9 protein-coding genes are annotated in these 19,901 nt (G+C 61.7%); 7 read left to right on the top strand and 2 right to left on the bottom strand.

All coding sequences use genetic code 11. From position 1 onward, the window contains the following. Positions 1-27 precede the first annotated feature (27 nt). Complete coding sequence (locus tag IPK70_04705) at positions 28-405, top strand: hypothetical protein (protein MBK8226456.1); 378 nt, start codon at positions 28-30, stop codon at positions 403-405. Here the strand turns inward: IPK70_04705 and IPK70_04710 are convergent. Then, on the bottom strand, positions 402-803 hold the full coding sequence (locus IPK70_04710; GenBank protein ID MBK8226457.1) for a hypothetical protein: 402 nt from the start codon (positions 801-803) through the stop codon (positions 402-404). The two genes, IPK70_04705 and IPK70_04710, sit on opposite strands and share 4 nt — an antisense overlap. Before the next feature lie 445 nt (positions 804-1,248). Here IPK70_04710 and IPK70_04715 point away from each other — a divergent pair, with 445 nt between their 5' ends. The 5 genes from IPK70_04715 to IPK70_04735 all read left to right on the top strand — a co-directional run bounded on the left by IPK70_04715 (position 1,249) and on the right by IPK70_04735 (position 15,940). Continuing rightward, positions 1,249-2,232, top strand: a complete 984-nt coding sequence (locus tag IPK70_04715) for a hypothetical protein (protein ID MBK8226458.1) — start codon at positions 1,249-1,251, stop codon at positions 2,230-2,232. A 308-nt stretch (positions 2,233-2,540) separates the two neighbouring features. Beyond that, positions 2,541-4,649 (top strand): tail fiber domain-containing protein, encoded by a 2,109-nt coding sequence (locus IPK70_04720; GenBank protein MBK8226459.1) that lies wholly within the window; start codon positions 2,541-2,543, stop codon positions 4,647-4,649. A 217-nt stretch (positions 4,650-4,866) separates the two neighbouring features. After that, complete coding sequence (locus IPK70_04725; protein MBK8226460.1) at positions 4,867-9,072, top strand: PKD domain-containing protein; 4,206 nt, start codon at positions 4,867-4,869, stop codon at positions 9,070-9,072. A 21-nt stretch (positions 9,073-9,093) separates the two neighbouring features. Next, complete coding sequence (locus IPK70_04730; GenBank protein ID MBK8226461.1) at positions 9,094-12,465, top strand: gliding motility-associated C-terminal domain-containing protein; 3,372 nt, start codon at positions 9,094-9,096, stop codon at positions 12,463-12,465. A 37-nt stretch (positions 12,466-12,502) separates the two neighbouring features. Further along, positions 12,503-15,940, top strand: a complete 3,438-nt coding sequence (locus IPK70_04735; GenBank protein ID MBK8226462.1) for a gliding motility-associated C-terminal domain-containing protein — start codon at positions 12,503-12,505, stop codon at positions 15,938-15,940. Here the strand turns inward: IPK70_04735 and uvrA are convergent. Continuing rightward, positions 15,937-18,717, bottom strand: a complete 2,781-nt coding sequence (gene uvrA / locus IPK70_04740) for an excinuclease ABC subunit UvrA (protein ID MBK8226463.1) — start codon at positions 18,715-18,717, stop codon at positions 15,937-15,939. The two genes, IPK70_04735 and uvrA, sit on opposite strands and share 4 nt — an antisense overlap. 310 nt (positions 18,718-19,027) lie before the next feature. Between uvrA and IPK70_04745 the strand changes: the two genes are divergently transcribed. Beyond that, positions 19,028-19,639, top strand: coding sequence for a sigma-70 family RNA polymerase sigma factor (locus IPK70_04745; protein ID MBK8226464.1), 612 nt, complete (start codon positions 19,028-19,030; stop codon positions 19,637-19,639). Positions 19,640-19,901: the final 262 nt, after the last annotated feature.

Below are 19,901 nucleotides of genomic sequence, written 5' to 3' on the forward strand. Positions count from 1 at the left end.
CCGCATCGCATCGGCTCCCCGTTCAGCATGGATCTCCAGCGCCGCCTCACGCTTTATCTATTCGGCCTCATTATCGGCGGCGGAGCCGCCTACTGGTTCTATGGCGAGCGCCTCACGAGCGGCGCTTGGATGCCGGAGGCGAAACTGAAGCAGCGCCTAGCCAGCACCTTGCTGAAGGCGACGCCCAGCGCACAGGTGCAACTCGATGCTCGGAGCATCACGCTCTCCGGGATCCGCCATCGCATGGACAGCGCGCAGATCGATTTCAGCGCGTCGCGACGCGGGCCCGACAGCTTGATCTATGCGGTGAGCGCGCCGTTCAATGGCCAGTATTTGCGGCTCCGCATCAGCGCAATGCGCGATTTCGACCGCGATAGCACGGCCACGCTGCTGGACTTGCGCTAAGCCGGCATCGGCTGAATACCGGCGTAGTGCGCCTGCACCTCATCGTTGAGCAGCACCACGAGGGTGAAGATGCCCAGCGCCATGCCGATGGGGAAGTTGAGGCAGCAGAGACCTGCCACTACGAGCGAGCCGGTACGGTTGCGGCGCTGCGCGATCCAGCGGCCGCTGAAAATGATGAGCAGGCCCCAGACCTCGATCAGCGCAAAGAGCACCCAGCCCAGGCCTTGGAAGATGCCGCCCACGACGGCGGGCGCTGGATCGTTGTGCTCGCCGGCCGCGAGGTCGCTGCTGAGGAAAAGGCCCATGCCCACCAACGCGAGCACGGCGATGCCGCCCACGCAGGTGAGGATGCCATACACGTAGTGCAGCACGGAAAGGGTAGGGAGGTGGCGGTTCATGATGGGTTGGTTGTGGAGCGAACCTAGCTGCCCTGGTCATCAAGGGACGCTTTGTTGCATCTGCGGCGATGCGCATGGATGAGCGGCTGATGGGCTGCGTTCATCATCGGCATCGAGCACCAAGGTTCCTATCCGGTTCGTAATTGGTGCATAACTCGAAGTTCGGTTTCTGGGATCTTGAAGTATAACTTGTGTGCACCTACCGAGCTATGAGCCGCATGGTGACACTAAACACCCCAGATCATTCGCTTGTATGCGGGTCAGCTGCGGTGTTGCACGCGGCTTCCGCGAGGCGGCCAGGCCGACTGGCCGACTGGCCGACTGGCCGACTGGCCGACTGGCCGACTGGCTTAGTTTTTCAACCGACCAAAGTACCGCGAGACCTGCATCTCTGGGTTGCGGTTGCGGGCAGCGCCGTACCTTCTTCGCTTCAAACCACATGGTCATGAAGCACGCCCGCATTTCGCTGCTTACGCTGGTTGCCCTCGCCTTGAGCGCTACGCGTTCACCAGCCCAGAACCTGGTTCCGAACGGGAGTTTTGAGGAGTACATCACTTGCCCATGGGCTCTGGCGCAGGTCGATTCTTGTGTAGGCTGGAAAACATGGTACCGTACACCTGACTACTTCCATTCGTGCAGTAAAACGAATCTCAATAGTGTTCCGCAGAACATAGTTGTGAACCAATTGGCTTCTCATGGCGACGCATATTGTGGATTTATTGCCGCACTTCCATTTCAAGACGCCATTGAGATCCTTGGCGCGCAACTTGACCAAGAACTTGATGTAGGCGTCCCCGTTTACGTTTCGCTGAAACTCTCTGTTGGAGTTGGAGGGACACAAATTGACTATCGCCATACCAGCGACAAGGTGGGTGTACGGTTCACGACCACCGAGCAGCAATGGCTGGTAACTACGGATCCCCCGAATTATGCCCATCTGGTGCTTTCCGAGCCGCTGCCGAACGTGGGGGAGTGGACGACGCTCAATGGCACGTTCGTTCCGGATTCGGCGTACCGATTCATCTCAATCGGGCGCTTTCACACCTGGGATTCATTGCAATTCGTTGAGGTGAACCCCGGCGGCATGAACCCGGGTGCATACTTCCTTGTGGATGAAGTGTGCGTAGCCTACGACCAGGAGGATTGCAGTTTCCCTCAAGGCATTGAAGAATGGGCAGGAACCGAAGTGGTTGTTTTCCCGAATCCATGCGCATCGGGTTTTTGGGTTCGGCTGCGCGGTGCTGGATTTACGCCCAATCGGGCTGTAATATCTAATGCTCTTGGGCAAGTAGTGCTCGACCAGAGGCTCGCGGCAAGTGCTGAGTGGTTCGTGAACATGGAGGAGTTCCCAACTGGCCTATATGCTGTTGAGATTATGTCCGGTGGCCGAGCGATGCCGCCAATCAGAGTAGTCAAGCAAAACCCCTAACCCCATTTCCCATGAATTACAGATTCCTTCGAGGAGGTGCTAATTGCCTAGTCGGTTGCTTTGCGTTTTCATCGGTGGTGGCGCAGAACGATGGTGATCATCCTGTAACAGACCCAATTCTGAACATCACTTACCTAGCTCCGGATGCGCAAATAAACCTGGGTGCCACTCAGCCCGCTGGCCTCACCGTTGGCACCGCGCCGAACACTGCCGCCGCTCTTGTGGTGGATGGCGCGCAACTGGGCCATTTGAACACGTTTTGGACGCATGCCACGCAACCAAACCTGATTGACTGGCAGCGTTGGCAGATGACGAAGACGATTGCGGGTCTGCCGAACATTGGTATCGGAAGGATCTTCAGCCGGGGCGGCACGGACCATAGCTTCAACATCGATGCATCTTCCGGCGATCTGAAGCTCTTCACGAACGGACTTCCCCGTGCGTCTCTGTATTACCGCCAAGGCAATACCACGATCAATGGCGCCGCGTTCAACCAGACCGGGTACTTCGCGCTTGCGGGACGGCAGCAGTTCTTCGATTGGACAAGTGCGTCCGGTTCCCCCGGACCGTTCAGCCGGCTGCATCTGGTTGATGGCACGGGTTCCAATACACCAGGCATTTATGCCCCCACGCTTGGCTTCAGGGGCTGGCACCGCAACGGCATCACGATCACAGGGAACAGCGACCACATGTACTTCGGCCACAAGTACGGCGCAAGCAACGGGCAGGGCCAGGCGGTGCTGCAATGGAGCGAGGGAACGCTCGATGCGGACCGGCAATCGCTGAGCTTCCGTTTTGCGACCACGCCGGGTGCAGGCGGTGGCGCTGAGAGCGATGAGGGCCTCGAGGTCATGCGCCTCTGGCCGGAGAGCAACACCTCCGGCTACGTGGGCGTCGGCGATTTCGTTGGTGCCGCGCAGAACCCCAGCGAGCGGTTGGACCTGCTTGACCGGACCATCCGTTTGCGCAACTTCACGGACAACACCTACCTGAACAACACCTACGACCGCGTGCTGGTGGTGAACCCCTCCGATGGCCGTGTGCATTGGCGTGCGGCCAACACCCTAGGCATCGGCGATTGCGAATGGACGCTTCAAGGCTCAGCGGGCACCAACAGCGATGTGGCCACGGCCTATCTGGGCAATACGGGTTGCCCCCAGGAGGACCGTGCGGTCGGCATCGGCATCCAGCAACCGGCCTACAAGCTCGACGTGGACCACTCGGATGAGTATTTCCAACGGCCGGGCGGGCTGCGCGTGCGCGTGAAGACAGATAATGCAGGTTGGCGCTATGGCATCGATAGCTACGTAGAACCGATGGTGGGAGGGGCTGAATTGGAGTTCGCCGCCGGAGTGCTGTCCAACCTGAAGAACGTTGGTCGGTCAAGTGATGGTATAGCGGATGGCTATGCCGTATTCGCCCGGCACACCACCGATCAGAACCTGTTCGTGCGCAAGACTCATGGTGTGCATGGCGATGCATGGGCAGCAGCGGGCACCATCACTCTGGCGCATGGGGGTCTCTTCACTGCGCGCGTCACCGACGATGGCAACGTGTCGCGGAACTACGGCGTTTACGGCAGCGCCACGGGCGGCGCGGCGAACTTCAGCGTTTACGGGGCCTACCCAGGCGCAGGTGCGAATAATTGGGCGGGGTACTTCGATGGAGATGTCACGGTCAACGGCGCAGGTTATATCCCAGGAGGCACTTGGAACCCCTCTGATGAGTCGTTAAAGACGAATTTGGAGCCCATCATCGGTGCTTCAGACGTGATTGCAGCACTGAATCCGATGAGCTACGAGTTCTTAGTGGATGAGCATCCCAATGCAGGTCTGCCGGACGGCTATCAAGCTGGCCTTATGATCCAGGATGTCGAACCCCTGCTCCCGCACCTCGTGCGGGATGTCGCTGTGCCTGCTTTGCTCGATTCAATGGGGAACCAGCTTGCTCCGGCGGAGACCATCAAGGCGATGAACTACACTGGTTTGATCCCCTATCTCATCGGGGCCATCAAGGAGCAGCAAGCCACCATTTCGGCTATGCAGGAGCAACTCGCAGCCACGCAACAACTTGTTGCGAATTGCTGCGCCAACCCTGACGGTAGCGATCAGCGCTCCAGTACCGAGGTGGACGCCGAGAAACTCACCCCAACCCAAGAGCGCATGCTCCGCATCGCGCCCAACCCGTTCACGGACCGCACCACATTGTTCTGCACCCTCGAACGCTCGGGCCGCATGCAGTTGCTGGCCAACAGCGCCGATGGCCGCAGCCTCCTGGTGCTGAGCGAGGGCCAGCGCGAGGCCGGTGAGTTCCAGCACGAGTGGAGCACCGAGAACCTGGCACCCGGCGTGTATTACATCACCCTCTTGCTCGATGGCGAGCCGGTGGTGAAGCGCGCCGTGAAGGTGGGGCGGTAGCTGTTTCGGATGCCTGTAATCGGCAGGTTCCGATAGCGGCATTCAAAAGGTCGGAAGGGGAGCGGGTGCAATCGTTCAGCGCCCGCTCCTTTTTCTTGGATAGTCTGATAGGGGGCACGCCTCGCCCCGTCACCCCTAATTCCCGGTCCGTCAGGTCCTTGGGGTGGTTTTTCCACCATCGGACACTAGCTTTATGCTCCAAGGCAACCAATGGCGCATGTCCCTTGTCATTGAACAGCCCTTCAGACCGATTCCCATGATCCGATTCCCCTCCCTTGCACGAGCAGCTTTCGTGAGCGCGTCGGCGCTCCTCGGCACCGCCGCCTTCGGGCAACGCAGCGACCATCATGGCCACGAGCACGGCCCCAGCGCCAATGAGCCCGTGCTGCATGGCGAGTACGTGGAGAACAAAGGCCAATGGGCGGCCCCGATCCTTTACCGCGCCGACTTCGGCTTGGTGGCGCTATTCGCGGAACGCGATCGATTGGTATTCTCCAAGCTCGACGAAGCCGTGCCTGATCGTGTGCATGATGCGCAGCACGAAGGCCCGGATGCCATGGAGAACGTCCGCATCAATGGCCATGCGTGGTACGCGTGGTTCGAGGGCGCGAATGTGAATGCTGAAGTGGTGCGCGAAGGGCGCTCCACGGATTACTTCAACTACTTCATCGGCAACGATGCGAGCCAATGGGCCAGTGAGGTGAGGCACTTCGAGGAAGTGCGCTACCGGGAGCTTTGGCCGGGCGTGGACCTGCGCCTTCACGAGGACCAAGGCGGCTTCAAGTACGATGCGCTGGTAGCCAACGCTGCAGCAGCGAGTCAAGTAAAGTTCCGGTACGAGGGCCTCGACGGCATCCGCATAAATTCGGAGGGTGAATTGGAGCTGATCACCTCAGTCGGCGAGCTGCATGAGCTCGCCCCGGTGGCTTGGTACGCCGATGGCGCGAAGGAGAAGGTCGATTGCCGCTTCACCCTGAGTGGGAGCACCGTGGGTTTCGCCTTCGGCAAGGGCGTGCAGGCCGATCGGCCCATCGTGATCGATCCCACGCTGATCGCCAGCACGCTGAGCGGCACGGGCAACATCGGCACCACGCAGAACTACGGGCACACCGCCACCTACGACAACCTAGGGAACATCTACACCGGCGCCATCTGTTTCGGGCAGGGCTATCCCACCACGCCGGGCGCCTTCGATGGCACCAACAACGGCGGCATCGACATCGCCGTGAGCAAATTGAACCCGACTGGCACCACCTTGCTCTTCGCGACCTACCTGGGCGGCAGCAGCGGCGACTACCCGCACAGCCTGGTGGTGACGAACGCCGGTGAGCTCACGGTCTACGGGTCCTCGCCATCATCGAACTACCCTGTAACACCCACCGGCTACGACCAGACCTTCAATGGCGGCAACTCCGATATCGTGATCAGCAAGCTGAACCCCACGGGCACGGCGCTGATCGGCAGCACGTACATGGGCACCAGCGGCAACGACGGCCGCAACAGCTTCACTACCAACTATGGCGACAGCTACCGCGGTGAGGTGATCTGCGATGCTGCGGGCCGCATTTACGTGGCCAGTTGCTCCGATGCAGCCGGCTTCCCGGTGAGCGGCGGCGCGGTGCAGCCCAACCATGCCGGCGCGCAGGATGGCGTGGCCTTCTGCTTGAGCCAGGACTTGAGCACCTTGATATTCGGCACCTACTTCGGCACGGCGCAGGCCGATATGTGCTTCGGCATCAAGCTCGATAGCTCCGGTCAGCCAGTGGTGTGCGGCGGCACCTCGGGCACCACCTTGCCCACTACGGCCGGAGCCCATCAGCCAGCCAGCGCAGGAGGCCGCGAAGCCTTCATCGTGAAATTCAATGACAATGCCACCAGCGTGCTCGCTTGCACCTACTTCGGCGGAACCACGGACGATGTCGCCTTCTTCCTGCAAGTGGATCTCGATGACAACGCCTACATCTTCGGTCAGGCGCCCGGCAGCACCTTGGGCATCGCGCCGGCTGGCACATACGGACAAGCTGGCTCAGGCATCTTCGTCGCGGAGTTCGACGCCGAGCTGCAGAACCAGGTGTTCCGCACGCAGCTGGGTCCGGCAGGCGGCTTCGGGGCCGGCATGGTGCCGGTCGCCTTCCTGGTTGACGTGTGCCGCAACATCTACATCAGCGGCTACAGCGTGGGCACCGGATGGCCCATTGCCGGAACGCCGCTTTACGCCAACGGCGGTTTCTACCTGGCCACCTTCGAGCCGGACATGACCAACATCATCTACGGCACCTATTACACCGGCGCGGGCCACGTGGATGGCGGCACCAGCCGCTTCGACGCCAATGGCAAGGTGTACCAGGCCGTTTGCACCAGTGGCGGCTTCCCCACCACGCCCGGCGCATACAGCAACGTGCAGCCATCGGGTTGGGACATCGGGGTGTTCAAGATCGACTTCAACGTGAGCGGCGTGAACGCTGCGGGGGCCAGCACGCTCAATCAAGGCTGCGCGCCCATCGTGATCGACTTCAGCAATGCCAGCACCGGCGATACCTGGTTCTGGGATTTCGGTGATGGCAGCCCCGTGGTCGAAGGCTTCGAGCCTAGCCACTCCTACACGACCCCCGGCGCATACATCGTCACGCTCATCGCCATGGATTCGCTCTCGTGCAACCTGGCTGATACCACCTATCTGCCCATCACCATCGGTGCGCAGCAGCCGATCGATGCCGACTTCACGTGGACGCAGACCATCGATTGCACGCAGATGGAGATCAGCACCACCAACCAGAGCACTGGCGATCCGCTCACCTGGTACTGGGACATGGGCGATGGCACGCAATACGTGGACACCAATGTGGTGCATCAGTTCCCGGGGCCCGGCAGTTACCTGGTGCAGTTGATCGCAGAGGACCCCACGGGTTGCAGCGGTGCGGATACCGTGCAGGTGCTCGTGGACATCGGACCGCCAGCGCAGGTGGCCGCTGCGTTCAGCACAGTGGAATCGCCCGGATGCGAGGAACTCGGCGTGACCTGCACGAACCTCAGCACGGGGATCGACATGACCTACCAATGGGACATGGGCGACGGCACCACCTACACCACCACGGATGTGAACCACCTCTTCCAAGGCGTTGGCACCTACACCATCACGTTGATCGTGAATGATGCGAGCAGCTGCAACGTGGCCGATACCGTGACCATGGATGTGACGGTGACGCCGAGCGAGCCGATCACCGCCGCCTTCACGGCCGATCAGGTATTCGACTGCGACAACTTGATCCTGACCACGGCGAATGCGAGCACAGGCACGAACGCCGCTTACCTCTGGCAGCTGAGCGATGGATCCTCGTACAGCACTTTCGACATCACGCACGTTTTCAGCGGGCCGGGCACCTACACCGTTACCCTCACCGCGACGGATACCCTGGGCTGCTCCCCCAGCCAGACCGCATCGCTCGATGTGCAGATCGACCCCTTGGAACCGGTGCTGGCCGCCTTCACTGCCGAGCAAGTGGGCGATTGCACCACGCTCACCTTGAGCACGGATAACCAGAGCACCGGCGACCTGCTCGCCTTCACTTGGGACATGGGCGATGGCACGATCCTCACGGACACGAACGTCACGCATCTGTACACCTCGCCCGGCGTTTACACCGTGACGCTCACCATCACCGACCTCGGCTGCGGGCAGGACGATTCCACGAGCATGCAGGTGATCCTGAACAATGTGCTGCCGATCTGGTTCGTGGGCGATACCATCATCTGCCCCGATGATGTGGCGGTGCTGAATGTGATCCTGCCCGGCACCGACCTGAGCAATGCCAGCTTCGTGTGGAGCACCGGAGAGACCACGCCCACCATCGCGGTGGATATGGCCGGCGCGTATTCCGTGACCGTTTCGGATGGACTTTGCGAAGGCACCGTGGATGTGGTGATCCCCGCTGCTCCGCGCCATGCCCTGTATGACTCGGTGCAGGTCTGCCCCGGCGCGATCGCCGAGCTGCGCGTACCGATCGATGGCCTGGCTTTCCATTGGAGCACGGGCGCCTACACGCGCGACATCCGGGCCTTCGCGCCGGGCATGTACACCTATGACATGATCGACCTGCAAGGATGCCCGCACACCGATAGCTTGAAGGTCGTGATGCTTGATTCCATTCCTCAGGTGTTCGCACCGAATGCATTCACGCCCGATGGCGACGACATCAATGATGTTTTCCGGATCGCGGGCTTCGGTGAGAAGACCGTGAAGATGTCCATCTTCAACCGTTGGGGCGAGCAGCTCTGGGTGAATGAAGGAATGGAGCCCTTCTGGGATGGCTATTACAACGGCGGCGTCGTCCAGGACGGCGTGTACGTTTATGTGCTCAAGTACACCGGCGTCTGCCACAACGAGGAGATCGAAACCGTTGGCCATGTGACTGTTGTCCGATAGGACGGAAAACCAGTGAAGAAGATGAAGATTCAGAACCGAAGCGCCCTCAAGAAGGGCTTGGGCCGCGCTGCGCTAGCGCTCTCGATCACCACCATCGGCACGATGGCCATGGCGCATGGGCACGACCACGCCCCGGGCGCAGCCGGCAAGGTGCAATTCGTGCCCAACCTAGGCCAGTGGGAAGCAGCCGTGCGCTTCAAAGCTTCATTCCAAGGCAGCGCGATGTTCCTCGGCGCTGACGGCATCACCTGGTCGCGCTATCAATCCGACGCTTCGGAACTGGTGCATGACTACATCCAGTGGGAGCCCGAACGGCAAGCCGGCTTCAGTCTGCGCGGCCATGCCTGGCGCATGCGCTTCGTAGGCGCTGATCCCTCCGCACTGGCGCACGGCGAAGCGGCACGCAAGGAGTACCACAACTATTACCTCGGGAACGATCCGTCGAAGTGGGCCACGCGCGTGCCCGTCTATGAAGCAGTCCACTACGAGCGATTGTGGCCGGGCATCGATATGCGCTGGCACAGTGAGGGCGGACAGGCCAAGTACGACTTGCTGGTGGAAGCTGGCGCTGATCCATCGTCGATCGCGTTCCGCTATGAGGGCCTCGATCGGTTGGCCATCACGGAGAAGGGGGACTTGTTGCTGGGAACAAGCGTCGGCGAGCTGCATGAGCTGAAGCCCGTTGCTTGGTACGCCGATGACAACAGCCCATTGCCGTGCGCCTTCGCACTTGACGGCTCGACGGTGACCTTCAGTTTCCCGCAAGGGATCGAGAAGGGCAGGCCCATCGTGATTGACCCGGTGCTCGTGGGAGCCACCTTCAGCGGCCAGACCGGAGCGAGCAATTACGGCCACTGCAGCACCTTCGACAACGACGGCAACATCTACGGTGGCGCCCAGAATTTCGGCAACACCTTCCCTTCCACGGTAGGCGCGTTCCAGACGTCGCCTGCTGGCGGCGCCGGCACCGACATCGTCGTGAACAAATTCAATCCTGATGCGACCCAGTTGCTGTTCGCGACCTTCATCGGCGGGACCGGCGATGACAAGCCGCACAGCATGATCGTGAACAGCGCGGGCGGACTCTGCGTGCTGGGCAGCAGCCTCAGCGGCAACTATCCGGTCTCCGCTACGGCGTACGATGCAACGAACAACGGCGCAAGCGATATCGTGATCACCCATCTGAACAGCGATGGCACCGCGTTGATCGGCAGCACCTATCTGGGCGGGTCCGATGATGATGGCCGCCAGAACATGACCAACAATTACGGCGACACCTACCGCGGGGAGATCGTCACTGACGCGGCTGGCAACATCTACATCGCATCGTCCACGTGGAGCCCGGAGTACCCGGTGACTGCCGGCGCGTTGCAGGCCGCCATCGGAGGCACCCAGGATGCCGTGCTCACCTCGCTGTCGGCAGATTGCTCAACATTGCTGGCAAGCACTTACCTCGGCGGCGCATTGAATGATGCCGGGCTTGGATTGCGCGTTGAAGGCAGCAGCGTGTTCTTGTGCGGCACAACGGCCAGCGCCGATTTCCCCATGTCGGCCGGTGGCTATCAGTCGGCTTACCAAGGGGGCTCGAAGGATGGCTTCGTAGTGCGCTTGGCCACGGATGGCTCGTCCATGACCGCCGGCACCTTCTTCGGCACCGCGCAGGCCGATGCGGCCTACTTCATCGACCTGGACAACGATGGCGACGTGCATATCTATGGCCAGAGCGGCGGCGGAATCCCGATTTCGCCGTCCGGCACCTATGGGCAACCGGGATCGCAGATCTTCCTGGCCAGCCTCGGTCCGGATCTCACCTCCACGATCTACACCACCACGATCGGCGGCACCAACATGGCGCCCGTGGCCTTCCTGGTTGATGTGTGCGACCGCATCTACATCAGCGGCTACAACCCGAGCGGCACCTTCGAGACCTCGCCCGATGCGCTCTACGGTCCAGGCGGCAGCCGCTTCTACCTGGCATGCTACGAAGCCGACCTCACGAGCATGCTCTTCGGCACCTACTATGGTGGCAGCCATGTGGATGGCGGCACCAGCCGTTTCGACAAGCGCGGGGTGATCTACCAAGGCGTGTGCAGCGGTGGCCAGAGCATGCCCACCACGCCTGGGGCCTATGCGCCCACCAATAATGTCGGCTGGGACCTGGGCGTCTTCAAGATCGATTTCGAGCAGAGCGGCGTGAACGTGAACATGAGCGCCACGGCCACCACGGGCTGCGCGCCTGCCACGATCACCTTCACCGGCAACGGGAACGCGCCGCAGGTGATCTGGGATTTCGGCAACGGCAACACCGTGGTCGGTGGCAATACCCAGCAATTCACCTACACCACGGCGGGCACCTACTCGGTGATGCTCATCGGCTTGGACAGCACCACCTGCAACGTGGCCGATACGGCGTTCATCACGGTCACCATCAGCGACCCGGCGCAATTGGAGGCGCTGTTCACCGGTGATCCCATCAGCTCCTGCACGGAGTACGCGGTGCAGCTCACCAACCAGAGCACCGGCAGCAACGTGGTGCTTTGGGACTTGAATGGAACGCCGAGCAACGTGCCCAATCCTTATGTGACGGTGCCGGGTCCGGGCACCTATAGCTACACCATCACGGTGATCGACCAGTTCTGCCAGATCAGCGACAGTTTCTCGATGAGCATCGAAGTGCCGCCTGCATCGCTCACGATCGACCTCCCCTCGCCCGTTTATCTGTGCCCGGAGGCAACCGTGCTGCTCAACGCCGGCGCTGGCTATGACGGCTACCAGTGGAGCACCGGCGAGACTGCTCAAGTCATCACCGTGAGTGAGCCCGGCCTTTACGACATCGCGGTTGCGTTGGGCTTCTGCGATGCTTCTGACCAGATCCAAGTGCTGCAGGTTGCCACGCCTCCGGGCATGGCCGATGTGCAGACCTGCCCGGGCCGCGATGTGAATCTGGCTCCGGCGTTCACCGCACAGAGCATCCTTTGGAGCACTGGCTGGCAGGAGACCACCCTGAGCGTCACGGAGGCTGGCCAATACTCATTCGTCGCCACGGATGCTTACGGCTGCGTGTTCGCGGATACGGTCGAAGTCGTTCACCTGGCCACGTCTGACGGCGAAGCCATCATCCCCAATGTCTTCACGCCGAACGGCGACAAGCACAACGATGAATTCGTGGTTGCGGGCCTGGATGTGCAGCAGTTCAGCATGGAGGTGTATAACCGTTGGGGCCAGAAGATGTTCCAGAGCGCCGACCCCAAGCGCGGCTGGAAGGGCAGCGTGGACAACGAGAGCGACCTGCCCGTGCCCGATGGCACCTACTTCTACATCGTGAGCTATAAGGACCTGTGCGCGAAGGAGCCCGAGGTGAGCAAAGCGGGTCACGTTACCTTGCTGCGTTGACGATTCCGGCTTCCGCGCCGAACACTACTTTCGGAGCATGCGAAGCACCCTACTTCTGACCGCCGCATTCGCGGTGCCGATTTGCCTTGCCGCTCACGATCATGCGCATGATCACGGCGGGCACCGCGGATTGGAGTTCCATGAGAACAAGGGCCAATGGCCGCAGCAGGTCCTCTTCCGGGCCATGACACCTGGTGGTGCCGTGTTCGTGGAGCCATCGGCCTTCACGTACGTGCTGCGCAGCGGCGGTCCTCAGCATGCCATGCCGAAGGACACGCCGTACGAACCGTACCGTGAGCATGCGTTCCGCGTCCACTTCGAGGGGGGGCGTGCTGCCGCGCACCGCGCAGAGGACCGGCAGCCGCATTACGTCAATTACTTTCTGGGCAACGATCGAGCGAATTGGGCCGGTGGGGTAGGGGTCTTCGGCGGAGCGGAATTGAATGCTGTGTACCCCGGCATCGACTTGCACGTGCATGGCCACGAAGGGCTGAAGTACGATTGGGTGGTGGCGGCAGGCGCCGATGCTGCGGCGATCGTCATGCGCTACGAAGGCCAGGACAAGCTTGAGGTGCGCGATGGCATGACCTACGTGAAGACCACTGCAGGCACCCTTATCGAGCAGCGTCCCGTAGCGTGGACCGAGCGAGATGGGTCGAAGTCCCCGGTGCGTTGCGAATTCGTGCAGCGCGGCGATCAAGTGTCGTTCAGCTTTCCAGATGGCTACGACCGCACGGCGACGCTGGTGATCGACCCGGTAGTGACCTTCAGCAGCTACGTGGGCAGCTTCGCTGATAACTTCGGATGCACGGCGACTTATGATGACGAGGGCCACCTCTATGGCGCGGGCAGCGCGTTCGGCGTGGGTTATCCGCTCACCGTGGGCGTGGTGCAGAACGCGTTCGCCGGCGGCACCATTGATATGGGCGTGAGCAAGTTCGCGCCTGATGGAACGAGCCTGATCTGGAGCACCTACATCGGCGGCAGCGAGAACGATCTGCCGCACAGCATGGTGGTGAACAGCGCCAATGAGCTCTTCATCCTCGGCACCACGGGATCGAGCAACTTCCCGGTCACCAGCGGCTGCTATGACAACACCCTCGGGGGCGGCACCCTTCCGCCCTTCGGCGGCTCCTATGGCTTCAACTACAGCTTCGGCAGCGACATCGCGGTGGTGCATCTGAATGCGGACGCGGATGCGCTGCTGGGATCGACCTACGTGGGCGGCAGCGCTAACGATGGCCTCAACCAGTTCACACCGCTGTTGCGCAACTACGGTGATCCCTTCCGTGGCGAGATCATCATGGATGCCGATGAGAATCCGATCATCGCGAGCTGTACGGCCAGCAGCGGCCTCTTCACCACGCCGGGCGCATCGCAAGCGGTCTTCGGCGGGAGCCTTGACGGCTACATCTTCCGCATGGACCCCGTGCTCAGCAACATGCTCTGGGCCACTTACCATGGCGGTTCGGGCAACGATGCGGCCTATGGAGTGCAGGTGTCCACCACCGGCGATGTGTACGTGACCGGCGGCACCTTGAGCACTGATCTGCCTGCTGCGGGCTCGCCGTTCCAAGCGGCCAATGCCGGAGGCGGCGATGGCTGGCTGGCGCGGTACAGCGGTACCGGCGCGCTGCTCGGTACCACCTACTTCGGAACAACGGGCTTCGATCAGGCTTACTTCGTGCAGCTCGATCCGCAGAACAATGTGTATGTGGTGGGGCAGACCACCGGAGCTTATCCGGTCAGTGGCGGCGTCTACGCGAACCCAACGGGCTCGCAGTTCATCCATAAGTTCAACAGCGCGCTCTCAGCATCGTCGTGGAGCACCCGCATCGGCACCAACGGAACGGAGAACATCAGTCCATCCGCATTCCTGGTGAGCGATTGCGGCCAGATCTACTTCAGTGGCTGGGGCGGGACCGTGAATCCGGCCGGCGGCGGCGTTACCACCAGCAGCACGCTAGGGTTGCCCGTTACTGCCGATGCCTATCAACCCGGCACCGATGGCAGCGACTTCTATCTGATGGTGCTCAATGCTGATGCGGCATCACTCGCCTACGCCACCTTCTTCGGAGGCACCGCCACGGAGCATGTCGATGGTGGCACCAGCCGATTCGACAAGGATGGTATCGTTTACCAGGCCGTATGCGCGGGCTGCGGATTCGGGACCACCACCTTCCCGACGACGCCCGGCGCCTGGAGCAGCACCGACAACGGCATGAACTGCAACCTCGGCGTGTTCAAGATCGACTTCGAGCAGAACGTGCAGGTGAACATCGATGCGAGCATCAGCGACCTGGTGCTCTGCCTCGATGATCCTGTCGTGCTCAATGCGGTGGGCACCGCTGACGCCTGGCTGTGGGACCTGGGCGATGGGTCGCCAACGAGCACGGTGGTGACACTGGCGCACCAGTACGCCGAACCCGGCGTGTACACCATCACGCTGGTGGGAACGGCGATCGGATTGTGCGTGGCCGTGGATACGGCAACCGTGCAGATCACGGTGGTGGCGCCTGTGGATCTTCAACCGGCCTTCGAAGCGGTGCCTTCCGGCAATTGCGACGCCGTGGAGGTGGATCTCTTCAACACCAGCCTGGGCAGCAGCATATTCCTCTGGAGCTTCGGCGATGGCAGCGGTTCCACCCTGACCAATCCTTCCCATGCTTATGCTGCTCCGGGCCAATACACGATCACCCTCGGCATTGTTGATCCCGTGTGCGCTGATACCGCGTTCGCATCGCAGACCATCGATGTGGGCATCCCCGGTCTCACGCTCGACCTGGAGTCGCCTGTGGGATTGTGCGATGGGGCCAGCGTGCTGCTGGATGCAGGAGCCGGTTACGATACGTACGCCTGGAGCACGGGCGCGCAGACCGCCACCATCAGTGCAAGTGAGCCTGGCGCGTACATCGTGGTGGTGACCGACGGATTCTGCACGGGCACGGACACGATCATCGTGCTGGAACCGACCACGCATGAGCCGCTCGCCGACCGCCAGATCTGCCCTGGACAGGATGCCACGCTCGCCCCGCCGTTCACGCCGTTAAGCATCACTTGGAGCAATGGCCTGAGCACGCCATCCATCACCGTGGAGGATGATGGCTCCTATTGGTTCACGGCAATCGATCCTGCCGGCTGTCCGGTGACGGACACGGTGAATGTGGTCTTCTTCCTGATCGGTGACAGTGAGGCGATCGTGCCGAACGTGTTCACTCCGAACGGGGACAAGATCAACGACCTGTACCTGGTTGAGGGCGTTGACCCTGCTGCTGATTTCCAGATGGACATCTACAACCGCTGGGGACAGCGCGTGTTCGAGACCACATCAGGGAACTACGGGTGGAACGGCAAGCTGCGGAACGACGGCGAGACCGTGCCCGATGGCACCTACTTCGTGATCGTCACCTACAAGGAATTCTGCAAGGGCACCGATCCGGTCACGATCACCACGCACGTCACGCTGCTGCGCTAACGCTGCCAGGCCTTCGCCATCGCGCGCCCCGTGTGCGAATCCTCCCGCGCCAATTCCTCGGGCGTGCCGGCGAAGAGCAATCCTCCTCCGCCATCCCCGCCTTCAGGGCCGAGGTCGATCACCTGGTCCGCGCACTTGATCACTTCGGTGTTGTGCTCGATGCAGATCACGCTATGCCCGTTGGCGATGAGCATGCCGAGCGCCGCAAGCAGCTTCGCGATGTCGTGGAAGTGAAGTCCGGTGGTCGGCTCGTCGAAGATGAAGAGGGTTGGCCGCTCGTCCTGCCCCTTGGTGAGGAAGCTGGCCAGCTTGATGCGCTGCGCCTCGCCGCCCGATAGCGTGCTGCTGCTCTGGCCGAGTTTCACGTATCCCATGCCGGTCTGCTGGAGCGGAAGGAGCTTCTGCACGATGCGCGCGCACGCGCCTAGGCTCTGGTGCGGGGAGAAGAAGGCGATCGCGTCATCCACCGTCATGGCGAGCAGGTCGGAGACATCGATGCCCTGGAACTTCACGTCGAGCACTTCGTCCCGGAAGCGCCGGCCCTTGCATGCCTCGCAGGTGAGGCTGATATCCGCCATGAACTGCATCTCGATGCGGACCTCGCCTTCACCCTGGCAGACCTCACAGCGCCCGCCATCGACATTGAAGCTGAAATGACTCGGCTTGTAGCCGCGCACCTTGGCCACTTCCTGCTCGCTGAACAATTGCCGCACCTCGTCCCACGCCTTCACGTACGTCACCGGGTTGCTGCGGCTGCTGCGGCCGATGGGATTCTGATCCACCAGCTCAACGGCCTCGATGCGAGCGAGGTCGCCTTCGATCGCGGTGTGCTCGCCAGGCCGCTCGCTGAAGCCTTCGAGGTGGCGCTTGATGGCCGGGTAGAGGATGCGCTTCACGAGCGTGGTCTTGCCGCTTCCGCTCACGCCCGTGACCACGGTGAGCATGTGGAGAGGGAAGGCCACGTCGATGTCCTTGAGATTGTGCTCGCGTGCGCCGCGAAGCAGGAGTCTATCGCGCACAGGACGATGTTTCTCTGGCGGCGATATGCGCTCGCGTCCGGTGAGGTAGCGCGCGGTGAGTCCATCGCTCGACGCCAGCGCCTCGAATGGCCCGCTGAATACCACTTCACCGCCGTGGCTGCCCGCCATGGGGCCCATGTCGATGAGGTGGTCCGCTGCGCGCATCACTTCCTCGTCGTGCTCCACCACGATCACCGTGTTGCCCAGATCGCGCAGTTTCTTCAGCACGCCGATGAGGCGCTCGGTGTCGCGCGGGTGCAGGCCGATGCTGGGCTCGTCGAGGATGTACATGCTCCCGACAAGGCTGCTGCCAAGCGATGTGGCCAGGTCGATGCGCTGGGTCTCGCCGCCGCTGAGGGTGTTGCTTCGCCGATCGAGCGTGAGGTAGCCTACGCCAACATCGGACAGGTAGCGCAGGCGATTGCCGATCTCCTTGAGCAGCCGCGCGGCGATGCGGTGCTGGGCATCGTTCAGCTCCAGCTCCTCGAAGAAGCGCAGGCATTCCGCGATGGGCATGCTCGTGAGCTCGGTGATGTCCTTACCGCCCAACTTCACATAGCGCGCTTCCTTCCGCAGGCGAGTGCCTTCGCATTCAGTGCAAGTGGTCTTGCCGCGGTAGCGGCTGGCCAGCACGCGGTACTGGATCTTGTAGCTCTTCTCCTCCACGTACTTGAAGAAGGCGTCGATGCCATGCAGGCCCTTGGCACCATTCCACAGGAGCTTCCGATGCTCGGCTGAGAGTTCGCGGTAGGGGCGGTGGATGGGGAAGTCGTGCTTCGAGCTATCGCGGATGAAATCGCGCTTCCACTCGCTGAGCACCTCACCGCGCCAGGGAGCCACGCAATCGTCGTAGAGGCTCAGGCGCTTGTCGGGGATCACCAGTTCGGCATCGATGCCGATGATGCTTCCATAGCCTTCGCACTTCGGGCAGGCGCCTACGGGGTCGTTGAAGCTGAAGAGGTTCGGGCTGGGCTCCTCGAAGGTGATGCCGTCGAGCTCGAACTTGTCGCTGAAGCCCATTTGCCTGCCATCCTCTCCCAAGAGGATGAGCTCGCCGTGTCCTTCGAAGAAGGCGGTCTCCGCGCTGTCGGCCGTGCGGCTCTCGTTCTCCTGATCGCCAGGCACGGCGCTGAGGCGATCAACCACGAGGAAGTAGGTGCCCTTCAGCGTTTTCCTGTCCGACAGGAGATCCTCAATGCGGTGCACATCGGATCCGTCGTGCACACGCGCATAGCCTTGTTGCTGCAGGACGTCGAGGTGCTCCTTGATGCTGCGGCCCTTTGGGATGGCCAGCGGTGAAAGCATCAGCACCGTGCTGCCGTATGGGTAGCTGTTCACGCCCGCCACGACATCCTCGATGGTATGCCGCTTCACAAGCTGACCGCTCGTGGGCGAGATGGTCTCGCCGGCGCGCGCGAAGAGCAGCTTGAGGTGGTCGTACACCTCGGTGCTGGTGCCCACGGTGCTGCGCGGGTTGCTGCTCTGCACCTTCTGCTCGATGGCGATGGCGGGACTGATGCCGATGATGCGGTCCACATCGGGCTTCTCCAAGCGGCCCATGAACTGCCGAGCGTAGCTGCTGAGGCTCTCCACATAGCGGCGCTGGCCTTCGGCATAGAGCGTATCGAACGCCAAACTGCTCTTTCCGCTGCCGCTGAGCCCGGTGACCACCACCAGCTTGCCGCGCGGGATCTCTACGCTGATGTTCTTCAGGTTATGGACCCGTGCACCTTCAACACGGATGGAGCCGTGGCGCAGCTTGCGCAGGAGCTCTGGTGCCGGAGCGGCGGACTTTGCAGGCAAGGGGCGGTAGGGCTGGGGAAAGGGGCGACGAAATTAGCCTCCGGTCCAGCGGTGGGCAGGAGTGGGCCTATATTTGGGTCCGCAGGAAGACAATTTTCAGGGTTCGAGCAATAACCACAAGTAGGCAACGTTCCTCCCCCGTTAGGCGTCTATCCCTCGTACATCCGAAGCCCTGTCCGGGCCACATCAACCAAACCGCCACAGCCGATAGCCAGACCTCTACCCTGACGTTCTCGATCCATCACGGACCAAAACGGGTAAGGCCATGCTATCCAAGCGCACGTTCGCCAAGGCGGCGGTTTCCATCGACGACCAAGAGCTCGTCCAGCTATACCTCAACGGCCAGGAATCGGCCTTCGAGACGCTCCTGCACCGCCACAAGCGGAAGGTGTGGTCGCACATCTACCTGCTGGTGCGCGACCGGGAGCTCACCGAGGACCTCTTCCAAGAGACCTTCATCAAGGTGGTGAACACCCTGAAGGGCGGCAAGTACAATGAGGAGGGCAAGTTCCTGCCATGGGTGCTGCGCATCGCCCACAACCTGGTCATCGATCATTTCCGCCGGAACAAGAAGATGCCGCTCGTGCGCAGCAAGGACGACCACGACGTCTTCGCCGCCATGCAGCAGCCGGGCAAGAATGCCGAACAGAGCCTGGTGAACGTGCAGGTCGATGCCGATGTGCGGAAGCTCATCGACCATTTGCCCGATGAGCAGCGTGAGGTGGTGATCATGCGCACCTACTTGAATATGAGCTTCAAGGAGATCGCTGAGCACACGGATGTGAGCATCAATACCGCGCTGGGCCGCATGCGCTATGCCCTGATCAACATGCGCAAGATGATCGACAAGCACGAGATCGCCTTGGAGCGGGCTTAGGATGCCCAGCGGGTCCGGCCAGACCGGATCCCGATTCACCGGCGGACTCCGAAGGGGGCCCGCCGCACTTTTTCCGGGCCGATGCAATACGGCGGGCGATCCTCCGTTCAGACAGCATCGAAACCACCTACACCGAGCCGATGGCCAACACTACTCTACGCCGCAAGTACGCCCGACACCGACCGATGCCCCCCGCAACCCTAGGCCCCAAGGAATCCACGATCCAGTTGATCCTGAGCTATTCCAAGGCTGTTCAGGCGGT

This window comes from Flavobacteriales bacterium (genome assembly GCA_016712535.1).
Classification (GTDB): Bacteria; Bacteroidota; Bacteroidia; order Flavobacteriales_F; family PHOS-HE28; genus PHOS-HE28.